Origin of the sequence: Neisseria bacilliformis (assembly GCF_014055025.1) — a bacterium.
Lineage (GTDB): Bacteria > Pseudomonadota > Gammaproteobacteria > Burkholderiales > Neisseriaceae > Neisseria > Neisseria bacilliformis.
Map to the genome: position 1 here is coordinate 2,415,466 of NZ_CP059571.1, position 12,316 is coordinate 2,427,781.

Genomic DNA, 12,316 nt, shown 5'->3' on the forward strand with positions numbered 1-12,316 from the left:
GGGGAGCAGGAAACGCGTGCGTCGCCTTGGGGCGACACACCCTACCTTAATGTCGGAGGCCGTCTGAAAACGTGAAACACGATTTTCAGACGGCCTCTTGCTTTTTGTTTCTTCAAGCAAAACCGCTGCCGCGCATGGTATGTGCGCTGCGCTAGGCGGACTTGTCCTGCTGGCGGAAGCGGGCAATCAGGGCGGCGGTGGAGTGGTCGTGGGGGCGGTTTTCGCCGCCGTCGAGTTCGGAGAGGATGGTTTGCGCCAGGGTTTTGCCGTATTGCACGCCCCATTGGTCGAAGGGGTTGGTGTCCCACACGGCGGCCTGGACGAAGGTGCGGTGTTCGTACAGGGCGATGAGCAGGCCGAGGGTGAAGGGGTCGAGGCGGTCGATGAGCAGGGTGTTGCTGGGGCGGTTGCCCTCGAAACGGCGGTGGGGGGCGGGGTCGGTTTTGCCGAGCATCAGGGCTTCGGCCTGGGCGAAGGCGTTGGCGGCGGTGAAGCGGCGGTTTTGCGCGGCTTCGGGGGTGTTGACGGGAACGATGAAGTCCACCGGCACCAGCCGCGTGCCCTGGTGCAGGAGTTGGAAGAAGGCGTGCTGGCTGTTGACGCCTTCGCCGCCCCAGAAGATGCTGCCGGTGTCGCAGGCAACGGGTTCGCCGGATTGGGTTACGCTTTTGCCGTTGCTTTCCATGTCGAGCTGTTGCAGGTGCGCGGGCAGGTGGCGCAGCAGGTGGGTGTAGGGGACGACGGCATGGGTTTGCGCGCCGTGGAAGTTGTTGTACCAGATGCCGATGAGGCCGAGGATGGCGGGGAGGTTGCGGCGCAGCGGGGCGGTGAAGAAGTGTTCGTCCATCGCGTGCCCGCCGGCGAGGAAGGCGCGGAAGTGTTCGGAGCCGACGGCGGCCATCAGGGGCAGGCCGACGGGCGACCAGACGGAGTAACGCCCGCCCACGCCTTCGGGCATGGCGAAGCGGTTTTCGGCGGCGATGCCGAAGGCGGCGGCGGCTTCGGCGTGGGCGGACACGGCGGCGAAGTGGCGCGGCAGCTCGTTTTCGCCCACGCCGCCTTGGCGCAGCCAGTCGCGGGCGGCGTGGGCGTTGAGCAGGGTTTCGGGGGTGGTGAAACTTTTGCTGGCGAGGGCAAACAGGGTGCGGCGGGGGTCGAGGCCGGCGAGGGCGGCGGAGAGTTCCGCGCCGTCGGCGTTGGCGGCGAAATGCACGCGCAGGCGGGTGTGGTAGGGGGCGAGGGCGGCGGCGGCCATGCGCGCGCCGAGGTCGGAGCCGCCGATGCCGATGTTGACCAGATCGGTAAACGGCAGGCCGTCTGCATTGGCGTATGCGCCGCTGATGAGGCGGTCGGCGAAATCGAGGGCGCGTTCGCGTTCGCGCCGTATTTCGGGCAGGACGTTTTCGCCGGACGCGCAGACCGGCGGGGCGTCGGGCGGCAGGCGCAGGGCGGCGTGCAGGGCGGGGCGGCCTTCGCTGGCATTGACGGGTTCGCCGCGCCGCACGGCCTGCATTTTTTGCGGCAGGCGGGCGGTTTCGGCCAGGGAAACCAGCAGGGAGAGGGTGTCTTCGCCGATGCGGTTTTTACTGTAATCGGCCAGGAGGCCGTGTATCTGCCCGTGCATGCGCGCGAAGCGGTCGGGCTCGGCGGCGAAGCGGTCGCGGATGCTGATGCCCGCCGTATCGCGGCGGTGTCGTGCGAGTGCCTGCCAGGCGGCGGTTTGGGTGATGTCGGGCATAAGGTGTTTCGGGCAAAAGGGCGGGATTATATAGGGATGCGGGGCGGCGGGAAGCTGTGCTTAGGGTGTGTTGACAGGCCGGAGGCTGTAAAGGCCGTCTGAAAACCGCCAACGGGTTTTCAGACGGCCTGTTTGCGTTTGCGTCGGGGTTTAATCAAGGTTGCCCAGCACGATGCGCAATACGCGGCGGACGGGTTCGGCCGCGCCCCAGAGGAGCTGGTCGCCGACGGTGAACGCGCTGATGTATTCGCCGCCCATGCCGAGTTTGCGGATGCGGCCGACGGGCACGGTGAGCGTGCCGGTTACTTTGGCGGGCGTCAGCTCGTGAATGCTGGCTTCTTTTTCGTTGGGCACGACTTTCACCCAGTCGTTTACGCCGGCCAAGATGGTTTCGATTTCGGCGACGGGCAAGTCTTTTTTCAGTTTCAGGGTGATGGCCTGACTGTGGCAGCGCATTGCGCCGACGCGCACGCACAGGCCGTCGATCACGGTGGGGTTGTCGCTGCGGCCGAGGATTTTGTTGGTTTCCGCGCCGCCTTTCCATTCTTCTTTCGACTGGCCGTTGCCCAAATCCGCGTCAATCCACGGAATCAGGCTGCCGGCGAGCGGCACGCCGAAGTTGGCTTTGGGATAGTCTTCGCTGCGCAGAAAATCGGAAACTTTGCGGTCGATGTCGAGAATCGCGCTGGCGGGGTCGGCTAGCTCTTCGGCCACTTGGCTGTGGATCGCGCCCATGCCGCTGATGAGTTCGCGCATGTTTTTCGCGCCCGCACCGGATGCGGCCTGGTAAGTCATGCTGGTCGCCCATTCGACCAAGTCGTTTTGGAACAGGCCGCCCAGCGCCATCAGCATTAGCGAAACGGTGCAGTTACCGCCGATGTAGTTTTTCACGCCGTTTTTGAGGCCGTTGTCGATCACGTTGCGGTTGACGGGGTCGAGCACGATGATCGCGTCGTCTTTCATGCGCAGCGCGGAGGCCGCGTCGATCCAGTAGCCACTCCAGCCGGAATCGCGCAGGGGTTGGAACACGGATTTGGTGTAGTCGCCGCCCTGGCAGGTTACGACGATGTCCATTTTCGCCAGTTCGGCGATGTCGTTTGCGTCAAGCAGCGTTTTGGCTGCCTGACCGAAATCGGGGGCTGCGCCGCCGACGTTGGATGTGGTGAAGAAATACGCTTCGGGGATGCGGGCGAAGTCATTTTCTTCGCGCATACGCTGCATCAGCACCGAGCCGACCATGCCGCGCCAGCCGACAAATCCTACTTTCATGTGTGTCTCCGTGTGTTTGTCTGTTAAAAAAAGAAACGCGCGTTTTAAACCTGCGCGGGGGAAAAGTAAAGTTTTTTATGCGCGGCGGGGTTTTGGCTGCATCGAAGTAGTGTTTTCAGACGGCCTGTATGGGATTTGAGGCCGTCTGAAAACCGTATTGCGTGGGTTTTGGCTGCATCGAAGCTGCGCTTTCAGACGGCCTCTGCCGCATAAAGTATCCGTGTCTTGCGCTCAAACCGTAACCGCGTGCGCGGCTGCGCCACACACCTACCTTAGCGGCGGAGGCCGTCTGAAAAAAACAGTTTTTCAGACGGCCTGTTCCATCCGACCCATGCAGAACCTAAGGTAGGGTGTGCCGCCCCGAGGCGACGCACGCGTTCTCTGCTGTCCAACAAATCTGCGCGTTTCACCCAAAAATCCAAACCGCGTGCGTGGCTTGCGCCACACACCCTACCTAAGAGGCAGAGGCCGTCTGAAAAGATGTTTTCGGTTTTTCAGACGGCCTCTGCATATCCGTTTTGTCTGTTTACACGGTTTGCGAGTATTGCGCTTTGGTTTCGCGGTGGCGCAGGTGGTAGTCGAACACCATGGCGATGTTGCGGATGAGGAAGCGGCCTTTGGGGGTTACGGCGAGGCTGCGGGGGGTGAGGGCGACGAGGCCGAGTTGTTCCATCTGCCGCAAGTCGGCCAGCTCGGCGGCGAAGTAGCGGGCGAACGGGATGCCGAAGGCGGCTTCGTAGTCGCGGTAGTCGAGGGCGAAGCGGCACATGAGGTCTTGGATGATGTTGCGCCGCAGGATGTCGTCGCGGTTGAGGCGGTAGCCGCGCATGACGGGCAGGCGGCCGGCGTCGAGGGCGGCGTAGTAGTCGGTGATGTTGCGCTCGTTTTGTTCGTAGGTGCCGCCGATTTTGCCGATGGCGGACACGCCCAGGGCGACGAGGTCGCAGTCGGCATAGGTGGAGTAGCCTTGGAAGTTGCGTTGCAGCAGGCCTTCGCGCAGGGCGATGGCGAGTTCGTCGTTCGGTTTGGCGAAATGGTCCATGCCGATGAAGACGTAGCCGGCTTCGCTGAGGCGGCGCACGGCGTATTGCAGGATGTCGAGTTTTTCTTCGCTGGACGGGACGGCGGCTGTGTCGATGCGCCGCTGGGGTTTGAAGATGTGCGGTAGGTGGGCGTAGTGGTAGAGGGCGAGGCGGTCGGGGTCGAGCGAGAGAACGGTGTCGATGGTGGGCTTGATGCTGTCGAGCGTTTGGTGCGGCAGGCCGTAAATCAGGTCGACGCTGACGGATTTGAAGCCGGCTTCGCGGGCGGCTTCGATGACGTTGCGGGTTTCTTCCACGCTTTGGATGCGGTTGACGGCGGCCTGCACTTTGGGATCAAAATCCTGTATGCCGACGCTCATGCGGTTGAAGCCGAGGCGGCCGAGGTGGTGCACGGTGTCGCGGCTGACTTTGCGGGGGTCGATTTCGATGGAGTATTCGCCTTCGCCCAGGAGGGTGAAATGGCGGCGTATCATGGCGAACACGCGGTCGAGTTGGCCATCTGAAAGAAAGGTGGGGGTGCCGCCGCCGAAGTGGAGCTGGGCGAGCGGGTTTTTGCCGTTCAGGTGGGGGGCGAGCAGTTCGGCTTCGCGTTCGAGGTAGTCGAGGTATTCGTCGGCGCGGGTTTTGTCTTTGGTGATGATTTTGTTGCAGCCGCAGTAGTAGCAGATGGTGTCGCAGAAGGGGATGTGGATGTAGAGGGAAAGGGGTTTGTTCAACGCGCCCGCGCCGCGCTGGGCGAGGGTGGCGATATATTCGGCTTCGCCGAAGCCGCTGTGAAAGCGGTCGGCCGTGGGGTAGGAGGTGTAGCGCGGGCCGCTGGACGGGAGGGCGGCGATGAGTTCGCGGTCGAATTCGGGGGCGGCGTCGGCCTTGGCGATATGTATGGTTTTCATGCGGTGGCGTTTGATATTAGTCAAATTTATCTTTGTTTGCTAGAATCGCACGAATTTGCCGCCCCCGCCTTGACGTGAGTCAAGCGTGCACGGCAAACAGCCGGCCAAGGCCTTCAAAATCAGAAAGATAAAGGACGGTATTTATGCCCGCACACACTTTGCACCAACCGATAAAGACGCTGTGTTCGTCCTGCTCGCTGCGGGAGCTGTGCCTGCCGGTCGGCTTGCACCCCAATGAGTTCGAGCAGCTGGACACGGTGATCAAGCAGAGCCACCGCCTGAAAAAAGGCGAGTTTCTGTTCCGCGTGGGCGAAACCTTCCATTCGCTGTTTGCCATCCGCACCGGCTTCTTCAAAACCACCATCGCCACGCAGGACGGGCGCGACCAGGTAACCGGCTTTTTTATGTCGGGCGAGCTGATCGGGATGGACGGCATCTGTATGCGCACCCACAGCTGCGACGCGGTCGCCCTGGAAGACAGCGAAGTGTGCGAGCTGCCCTTCGGCCACATCGAGGAATTGGGCAAAACCATCCCCAGCATCCAAAGCCATCTTTTCAGACTGATGAGCCGGGAAATCGTGCGCGACCAGGGCGTGATGCTGCTGCTGGGCAATATGCGTGCGGAAGAGCGGATTGCCGCCTTCCTGCTGAACCTGTCGCAGCGGCTGCACTATCGCGGCTTCGCCGCCAACGATTTCATCCTGCGCATGTCGCGCGAGGAAATCGGCAGCTATCTGGGGCTGAAACTGGAAACGGTAAGCCGCACCCTTTCGCGCTTCCATCAGGAAGAGCTGATTGCGGTGGAACACAAGCACATCCGCCTGCTCAAACCCGAAATACTGAACAAAATGGTGTCCGGCGGCATGCATGCCGTCTGAAAAACAAAAAACACGGTGCGGACAAAATTCTCCGCACCGTGTTTTTTGTCTGCCCGCGTCAGATGGAAAAGTCTTCGACCATCGGCGAGTAAAGCAGCTGGTCCAGCCGCGCTTTGGTGAGATTCGGATTGAGCAGCTCGACAAACTCGTAAATATACCCGCGCAGATAGCTGTCGCCGCGCATAATGATGCCGCTGTCGCACGGCTCGATCAGCTGCGACACGTCCACCAGCGTCAAGCCCCGGTCGGCCTGCGGGTCGTAAGCGGCCTTGGCGATGATGCCGACGCCCAAACCCAGCCGGACATAGGTTTTCAGCACATCGCTGTCCGCCACCGACAAAGCGACATCCGGCTTGGCCACCCCCGCCTTGGCAAACGCGCGGGCGACGCCCGAATGCTTGTCGAACGCAAATTCGTAAGTAACCAGAGGATAGCCCGCAATCAGCGCAATGGTAAGTGCGCCGCGATGGTCGAGCAGCGGATGGCTGTCCGGCACAATCAGCGCGTAATGGTAGCGGGCGCAGGGAATGCCGCGCAGCTCGGCGGGCATTTCCGACAGCTCCGACGTTACCGCCAAATCGGCCAGGCCGTCTGAAACCGTCTGCCGCACCGCCTCCGGCGTGCCCTGCCTGATGTTCAGGCGCACTTTCGGATAAACAGCGGCAAACGAAGCCACCACCGGCGGCAGAATGTAGCGCGCCGCCGTATGCGTGGCCGCGATGGTCAGAACGCCGTCGTCCTGTTTGGCGAACTCGTTGCCGATATTTTTAATGTTCTGAATATCATGCAGAATCCGCTCCGCCATCTGCAACACCGCCTTGCCCGGCTGCGACACCGATACAATCCGCTTGCCGCTGCGGATGAAAATCTGGATGCCCAGTTCCTCTTCCAGCAGGCGGATCTGCTTCGACACCCCCGGCTGCGAGGTAAACAGCGACTCGGCGGCTTCGGAAACGTTCAGATTGTGGCGGAAGACTTCAAGCGCGTAGCGCAACTGCTGTAACTTCATAACAATAGCCGGTCGTTTGCAAAACAGCGGCGCAATGTAACATAAAAACAAATCCCGTTGGAAACTGCCGCCGCAGCCCGTCGCGCCGCCGTTCTTGTTGTTTTTGCGCAACTTCAAAGCGGCGCACGCCTGCTTTTTCAGATAAACGAATGACAGAAAATTGATTTTTTCGGCATAATGCGGCACTAGGAAACAGGCTGTTGCCGGGCAAACTGTCGCAGGATATTGACAGTTTGCATCCGGATTTTTATAGTGTGTCCCCAGATATTCTGGTTGCCGTAACTTTGCGGCCTGTATATTGTGCTTTGCAGCGGCCTTCCCGGCCCGTTGCAGTAACAATCTTTTGATGAGGGAATAATAATGACCAAACAGCTTAAATTAGGTGCATTAATCGTTGCCGCCCTTGCTTCTGCCAACGCATTGGCAGCCAGTGAGCCGCATACCAAACACGGCTATGTAGTCAGCCGCGAATCTCAGGAAATCGTCCGCAACAACTATGAAGAGTGCTGGCGTACCACGTACTTCGACAAAGCGACACAGGGTCGTATCGAGTGCGGCGACGCAGAAGCCCAAGCTCCTGCCGCTCCCGAATTTGCAGACGAAACCGTATCGCTGTCCGCCAACACCCTGTTCGGCTTCGACAAAGACAACCTGCGTCCGCAGGCCATCGACACCCTGAACGACTTGGCAGGCCGCCTGTCCAACGAAAACGTACAGGCTGTCCGCGTAGAAGGCCACACCGACTTCATGGGCTCCGAGCAGTACAACCAGGCTCTGTCCGAACGCCGCGCCAACGTAGTGGCAAACTACCTTGTAAACCAAGGCGTACCCGCAGGCAAGATTTCCGCAGTCGGTTTGGGCGAATCCCAAGCTCAGATGACCGCAACCTGCGAAGACCAGCTCAAAGGCAAAAAACTGTCCAAAGCCAAACGCCGTGCACAGTTGATCGCATGTATCGAACCCGACCGCCGCGTAGATGTGAAAATCCGCAGCATCGTTCAGCGTCAGGTTTCCGAGGGTGCGCAAGGCGTGGGCGAGCGTCCTGCCGAAGACAACCACTGGTTCCCCGGCGAACGTTCCAGCATCCACGGCTACACTATGTGGTAAGCACGTTTTGGAAAAACCCCGCGAATGCGGGGTTTTTTTATGGTTTTCAGACGGCCGATTGCCGGAAAAACCGTAAAACATGCTGCTGCCGGAAACCGGTGTTGCCGCACTCCGTTTCGGTTTGGTTGCCGTCCCGAAAAATACGAAAATCTATGTCTTTACCAGGGTCTGCTGACATTCAGCTTGCGAGACGGTTTTTTTGAGTAAAAAATACCCGAATACAAGGAAAAAAGCGCAGCAAGGTTGAACACCTGCGGGCATTTTTGACGCGGCAGGCGGGTGTTTTCCGCCAAAAACACGCCGCAAGGCTGATTGCCAACAGACCCTACGGCTTGCTGCTTTGCGCTTTGCTGCGCCGCTTCGACATATCCCGCAGGCAGCCCTGCCCGACAAAAGGAAAAACAATGAACGAATTTGATTTTATCCGAACCTATCTGGCCGCAGCCGAACGGGATCGTTCCGTTTTGCTGGGCATCGGCGACGATGCCGCCATTGTCCGCCCCGATACAGACAGGGATTTGTGCATCAGCAGCGATATGTTATTGGCAGAAAGACATTTTTTTGCGAATGATGCACCGCAGGATGTGGCGCATAAAATTCTGGCGGTCAATCTGTCCGACATGGCGGCGATGGGTGCCGTGCCGAGATGGGTGCTGCTCAGTGCCGCGCTGCCCGAGCTGGACGGCAAATGGCTGGATGCGTTCTGCCGCCGTTTTTTTGCCGTCTGCCGCGAATACGGCGTATCGCTTATCGGCGGCGACACCACCAAAGGCGGTTTGGCGTTCAACATTACCATCATCGGCGACGTACCCAAGGGCAAAGGCTTGCGCCGCAGCGGCGCGCGGGCGGGAGACGATATTTGGCTGTCGGGGCGGGTCGGCTCGGCGGCGGCGGGTTTGCAGCATATTTTGGGGAACGCCGCCCTCCCCCCCGCGCTGGCGGACGACTGCCGCCAAGCCCTGCTGCACCCGATACCGCGCGTGCGGCTCGGGCAGGCTTTGTTGGACACCGCCCATGCCGCGCAGGACGTTTCAGACGGCCTCGCGCAGGATTTGGGGCATATTTTGCAGGCATCGTCGCTGGCCGCAGAAATCCGGCTGGAATGCCTGCCCGTCTTGCCCGGCCTGGCGGAACATCTGACGCAGCCAATGTGGCGACAGTGCGTTTTGGCGGGCGGCGACGATTACGAGCTGCTGTTTACCGCCGCACCCGAACGGCGCGGCGCAGTCGAACGGGCGGCGGCGGATGCCGGCACGCCGGTCAGCCGCATCGGCAGAATCCGCAAAGGGCGCGGCCTGACCGTGCTTGACGGCGGCGGATGCCCCGTGCCGCTTGCGGTAAGCGGATTTGACCATTTCGCCTGAACGGCGCAAATCCGAATCGGGGCGGCATTCCTTAGCGGATGCCGCCCCAATGGCCACACGCTCTGTTTGCCAGCCGGAGGCCGTCTGAAAACAGAGTTTCAACGAAATTCAAACCGCCCTGCCCGCTCCGGCATGCTGTTTTGCCCCTCTTCCGTTCCGTCCTGCTCACGCCGTGCATCCGCACGGTATGGCGGACGGGCGGAGCCGCCGCCGAAGCCGTGCTGCGGCCGGCCGGCCGATATGCCCGCCGCCTGACTGCCGAGCGGAATCCGCCCCTTGATGCCGACATACGAGCCGAAATCGCGCACCGCCGCTGTGGTTTCCGAACCACTCGGGCGGCTGCTGTGCACGGCCTCCACGCCCGAACGGATATTGCCGTACAGCTCCACTTCCGCCGCAGCGGGAAGGGCGGCGGCCAGCAGCGTCAAAAACAGTTTGTTCATCTTTCTTCCTTTTAAATCAAAAGTTTGTATAGCAAACCTCAAAACGTCTTTTTCGAGTCCAACAACAGCGTAACCGGCCCGTCGTTGCACAGCGACACCTGCATATGCGTCTGGAAACACCCCGTTTCCACCCTGATGCCGTGCCCGCGCAGCATGTCGGCCACCGCCAGATACAGCCGCTCCGCCTGCTCCGGCCGCGCGGCGGCGGAAAACGAAGGCCGCCGCCCGCTGCGCGCGTCGGCATACAGCGTGAACTGCGACACCAGCAGCACCGCGCCGCCCGTGTCTTGCAGCGACAGATTCAGCTTTCCGGCCGCGTCCTCGAAAATCCGCAGTCCGGCGGTTTTGTCGGCGATATAGCGGGCGTCGTTTTCATCGTCGTCCAGACCCACGCCCAGCAGCACCATGAGGCCGTCTGAAACCCGCCCGACGGTTTCGCGCCCTTCTTCCAACAAAACATCAACTTGGGCGCAGGTAACTTTCTGAATCACAGCACGCATAGTTTTTCCTTTCCCGATAACGGTTGGGCGGCAGGCCGTCTGAAAAACGGTTTCGGCGACGCCGGAGCGGCGTTTTCAGACGGCCTGAGCAAGATGCGCCATTGTAGCGCAGCACAAAGTCATGTTTGTTATAATCGCCGCTCTTTTTTGTCAAACAAACGAAGGAACCGGATATGAAAAAATTCTCCCTCACTGTTTGCGCCGCGCTGCTGCTGGCGGCCTGCGGCGGCGGTTACGAGCAATACGAAGGCTATTGGAAACGGCAGCAGGACAACGACAAGGCGCGGCCGGATGTCATGCGCATTGTGAAGGAAGACAGCAAAACCTATCTGCTCAAAGAAAACGTCCTGCCCGACCGCAAGGGCGAAATCCATGAGAAAAGCATGGTTCTGTCGCAGAAGGACGACGGCACGCTGGCCGTCGATACCGGCTTCGGCAGCATCCCACTGGTGTTGTCGGAAGACGGCAAAACCCTGCGTGCCGAGCGCAGGGCGTTCGATAAAATCAGCGAGGGCGAGTTTGGCGAACTCAAACAGAAAATGGAGCAGGACCAGCAGCGTTGCGACGCATTGAAAAAAGAATACCAGGCGGAAAGAGACGCCAACCCCAGCCCGGCTCCGGGCAGCGGCGGCGATTGGAATGCGTGGAAGCAGAAAAACGAGGCGATGAAGGAGAAATACAAAACGCAGCGCGACCAGATTACCGGCTGCGACATATTTATTTTCTAAGCTCCCTCCACAAAATACCGCCGGAGACCTTTGCAAAATTTCTTTTCCCCCAACAGCCGAAACCCAAACACAGGTTTTCGTCTGTTTTCGCCCCCAATACCTCCTGATTTTACCCAAATACCCCCTTAATCCTCCCGGGACGCCCGATAATCAGGCATCCGGGCCGCTTTTTAGGCGCAAACAGGCACACTTAGCCTGTTAGCCGCTTTCAACAGGTTTAAACACATCGCCTTCAGATGGCTTTGCGCACTCACTTTAATCAGCCCGAAATAGGCTGCCCGGGCGTAGCGGAATTTACGGTGCAGCGTACCGAAGCTCTGTTCGACCACATAACGGGTTTTCGACAAATATCGGTTACGTTTGGTTTGCGCTTCCGTCAGCGGACGGTTGCGGTGGGCTTTGCGCATAATGCCGTCCAGCAACCGATGCTCTTCCAGATGTTGCCGGTTTTCCGCACTGTCGTAGCCTTTATCGGCATAGACGGTCGTGCCTTCGGCTATCCCTTCCAGCAAAGGCGACAGATGGTTGCACTCATGGGTATTGGCGGGGGTAATGTGCAGTTTCTCGATATAGCCTTCCTCATCGGTGCGGGTATGTTGTTTGTAACCGAGTTTGTAGAGGCCGTTTTTCTTTGTCCAGCGAGCATCTTTATCTTTGCTCGGTGTGGTTTGGCTGCTGACTTGTCCTTCGTCATCGACTTCTATGGCTTGACGCTGTTTGCTGCCGGCGGTTTGAATAATGGTGGCGTCAATGACGGCGGCGGATGCTTTCTCTACTTTTAGGTTTTTTTCGGTCAGTTGGCAGTTAATCAGTTCCAGCAATTCGGACAGGGTGTCGTCTTGCGCCGCCGGTTGCGGTAGCGGCATAAGGTGCTGTCATCGGGGATGCTCAGTTCGTCAAAACGGCAAAACAGGTTGAAATCGATGCGGGTAACGAGGCTGTGTTCGAGTTCGGGATCGGAGAGGCTGTGCCATTGTTCGAGCAGGATGGCTTTGAACATGGACAGCAGGGGATAGGCGGGACGGCCGCGGTGGTCTCGAAGGTAACGGGTTCTTTGACGATTCAGGTACTGTTCGATCGGCTGCCAATCAATCACTTGATCCAACTTCAATAGTGGGAAGCGGTCGATGTGTTTGGCAATCATGGCTTGTGCGGTTTGCCGGAAGAAGGTGCTCATGAGAAATCCCCTAAATGTCTTGATGGGAATTTAGGGGATTTGGGGGGATTTTGCAAAGGTCTCCGCCGGTAAAACGGCGGTATTTTTTTCGCAGGCGTTCCGCATCGGAAACCACGTGCGCGGCTGTGACACCTCCTGTCTGTCGTGCAAACAGCGGACGGATGTTT

Annotated in this window: 11 protein-coding genes and 1 pseudogene; 4 read left to right on the top strand and 8 right to left on the bottom strand. The window is 59.6% G+C overall.

The window, feature by feature from the left end; genetic code table 11:
• Positions 1-151: 151 nt before the first annotated feature.
• The 3 genes from pgi to hemN all read right to left on the bottom strand — a co-directional run bounded on the left by pgi (position 152) and on the right by hemN (position 4,943).
• Positions 152-1,738, bottom strand: coding sequence for a glucose-6-phosphate isomerase (gene pgi / locus H3L91_RS11755; protein WP_007341203.1), 1,587 nt, complete (start codon positions 1,736-1,738; stop codon positions 152-154).
• Positions 1,739-1,888: 150 nt separating this feature from the next.
• Complete coding sequence (gene asd, locus H3L91_RS11760; RefSeq protein WP_007341204.1) at positions 1,889-3,007, bottom strand: aspartate-semialdehyde dehydrogenase; 1,119 nt, start codon at positions 3,005-3,007, stop codon at positions 1,889-1,891.
• Between the two features lie 526 nt (positions 3,008-3,533).
• Positions 3,534-4,943 (bottom strand): oxygen-independent coproporphyrinogen III oxidase, encoded by a 1,410-nt coding sequence (gene hemN / locus H3L91_RS11765; protein WP_007341207.1) that lies wholly within the window; start codon positions 4,941-4,943, stop codon positions 3,534-3,536.
• Positions 4,944-5,086: 143 nt separating this feature from the next.
• On the opposite strand from hemN, the gene fnr reads away from it, so the two are divergent.
• Entirely contained in the window at positions 5,087-5,821 is a 735-nt protein-coding gene (gene fnr / locus H3L91_RS11770; protein WP_007341208.1) for a fumarate/nitrate reduction transcriptional regulator Fnr, read from the top strand.
• A gap of 58 nt (positions 5,822-5,879) precedes the next feature.
• On the opposite strand, the gene H3L91_RS11775 is transcribed toward fnr, so the two are convergent.
• Together H3L91_RS11775 and H3L91_RS11780 are read right to left on the bottom strand one after the other, a co-directional pair.
• Positions 5,880-6,830, bottom strand: a complete 951-nt coding sequence (locus H3L91_RS11775) for a LysR substrate-binding domain-containing protein (protein ID WP_040659225.1) — start codon at positions 6,828-6,830, stop codon at positions 5,880-5,882.
• Positions 6,799-7,041 carry a hypothetical protein gene (locus H3L91_RS11780; RefSeq protein ID WP_152902174.1) on the bottom strand — a complete coding sequence of 81 codons (243 nt, stop codon included), beginning with the start codon at positions 7,039-7,041 and terminating at the stop codon, positions 6,799-6,801. The genes H3L91_RS11775 and H3L91_RS11780 overlap by 32 nt, the downstream gene beginning before the upstream one ends.
• A 149-nt stretch (positions 7,042-7,190) precedes the next feature.
• Here H3L91_RS11780 and H3L91_RS11785 point away from each other — a divergent pair, with 149 nt between their 5' ends.
• The gene (locus H3L91_RS11785; protein ID WP_007341210.1) at positions 7,191-7,937 is read left to right on the top strand and encodes an OmpA family protein; all 747 of its coding nucleotides are present in this window, start codon (positions 7,191-7,193) and stop codon (positions 7,935-7,937) included.
• 404 nt (positions 7,938-8,341) lie between these two features.
• Positions 8,342-9,301: a thiamine-phosphate kinase gene (gene thiL, locus H3L91_RS11790; protein ID WP_040658425.1), complete on the top strand. Its 960-nt coding sequence runs from the start codon at positions 8,342-8,344 to the stop codon at positions 9,299-9,301.
• A 98-nt stretch (positions 9,302-9,399) separates the two neighbouring features.
• Here thiL and H3L91_RS11795 read toward each other — a convergent pair whose 3' ends face one another.
• Both H3L91_RS11795 and dtd read right to left on the bottom strand, forming a co-directional pair.
• Entirely contained in the window at positions 9,400-9,744 is a 345-nt protein-coding gene (locus H3L91_RS11795) for a hypothetical protein (RefSeq protein ID WP_007341213.1), read from the bottom strand.
• Between the two features lie 38 nt (positions 9,745-9,782).
• Positions 9,783-10,244 carry a D-aminoacyl-tRNA deacylase gene (gene dtd / locus H3L91_RS11800; RefSeq protein ID WP_007341214.1) on the bottom strand — a complete coding sequence of 154 codons (462 nt, stop codon included), beginning with the start codon at positions 10,242-10,244 and terminating at the stop codon, positions 9,783-9,785.
• A 173-nt stretch (positions 10,245-10,417) separates the two neighbouring features.
• Between dtd and H3L91_RS11805 the strand changes: the two genes are divergently transcribed.
• Positions 10,418-10,972, top strand: coding sequence for a hypothetical protein (locus tag H3L91_RS11805; protein WP_007341215.1), 555 nt, complete (start codon positions 10,418-10,420; stop codon positions 10,970-10,972).
• Between the two features lie 170 nt (positions 10,973-11,142).
• Here the strand turns inward: H3L91_RS11805 and H3L91_RS11810 are convergent.
• Positions 11,143-12,149, bottom strand: a pseudogene (locus H3L91_RS11810) (IS5 family transposase).
• Positions 12,150-12,316: the final 167 nt, after the last annotated feature.

Bases quoted from the DNA above. Each gene is read 5' to 3' on its own strand.
- pgi (WP_007341203.1), bottom strand. From the start codon at position 1,738: ATGCCCGACATCACCCAAACCGCCGCCTGGCAGGCACTCGCACGACAC.
- asd (WP_007341204.1), bottom strand. From the start codon at position 3,007: ATGAAAGTAGGATTTGTCGGCTGGCGCGGCATGGTCGGCTCGGTGCTG.
- hemN (WP_007341207.1), bottom strand. From the start codon at position 4,943: ATGAAAACCATACATATCGCCAAGGCCGACGCCGCCCCCGAATTCGAC.
- fnr (WP_007341208.1), top strand. From the start codon at position 5,087: ATGCCCGCACACACTTTGCACCAACCGATAAAGACGCTGTGTTCGTCC.
- H3L91_RS11775 (WP_040659225.1), bottom strand. From the start codon at position 6,830: ATGAAGTTACAGCAGTTGCGCTACGCGCTTGAAGTCTTCCGCCACAAT.
- H3L91_RS11785 (WP_007341210.1), top strand. From the start codon at position 7,191: ATGACCAAACAGCTTAAATTAGGTGCATTAATCGTTGCCGCCCTTGCT.
- thiL (WP_040658425.1), top strand. From the start codon at position 8,342: ATGAACGAATTTGATTTTATCCGAACCTATCTGGCCGCAGCCGAACGG.
- H3L91_RS11795 (WP_007341213.1), bottom strand. From the start codon at position 9,744: ATGAACAAACTGTTTTTGACGCTGCTGGCCGCCGCCCTTCCCGCTGCG.
- dtd (WP_007341214.1), bottom strand. From the start codon at position 10,244: ATGCGTGCTGTGATTCAGAAAGTTACCTGCGCCCAAGTTGATGTTTTG.
- H3L91_RS11805 (WP_007341215.1), top strand. From the start codon at position 10,418: ATGAAAAAATTCTCCCTCACTGTTTGCGCCGCGCTGCTGCTGGCGGCC.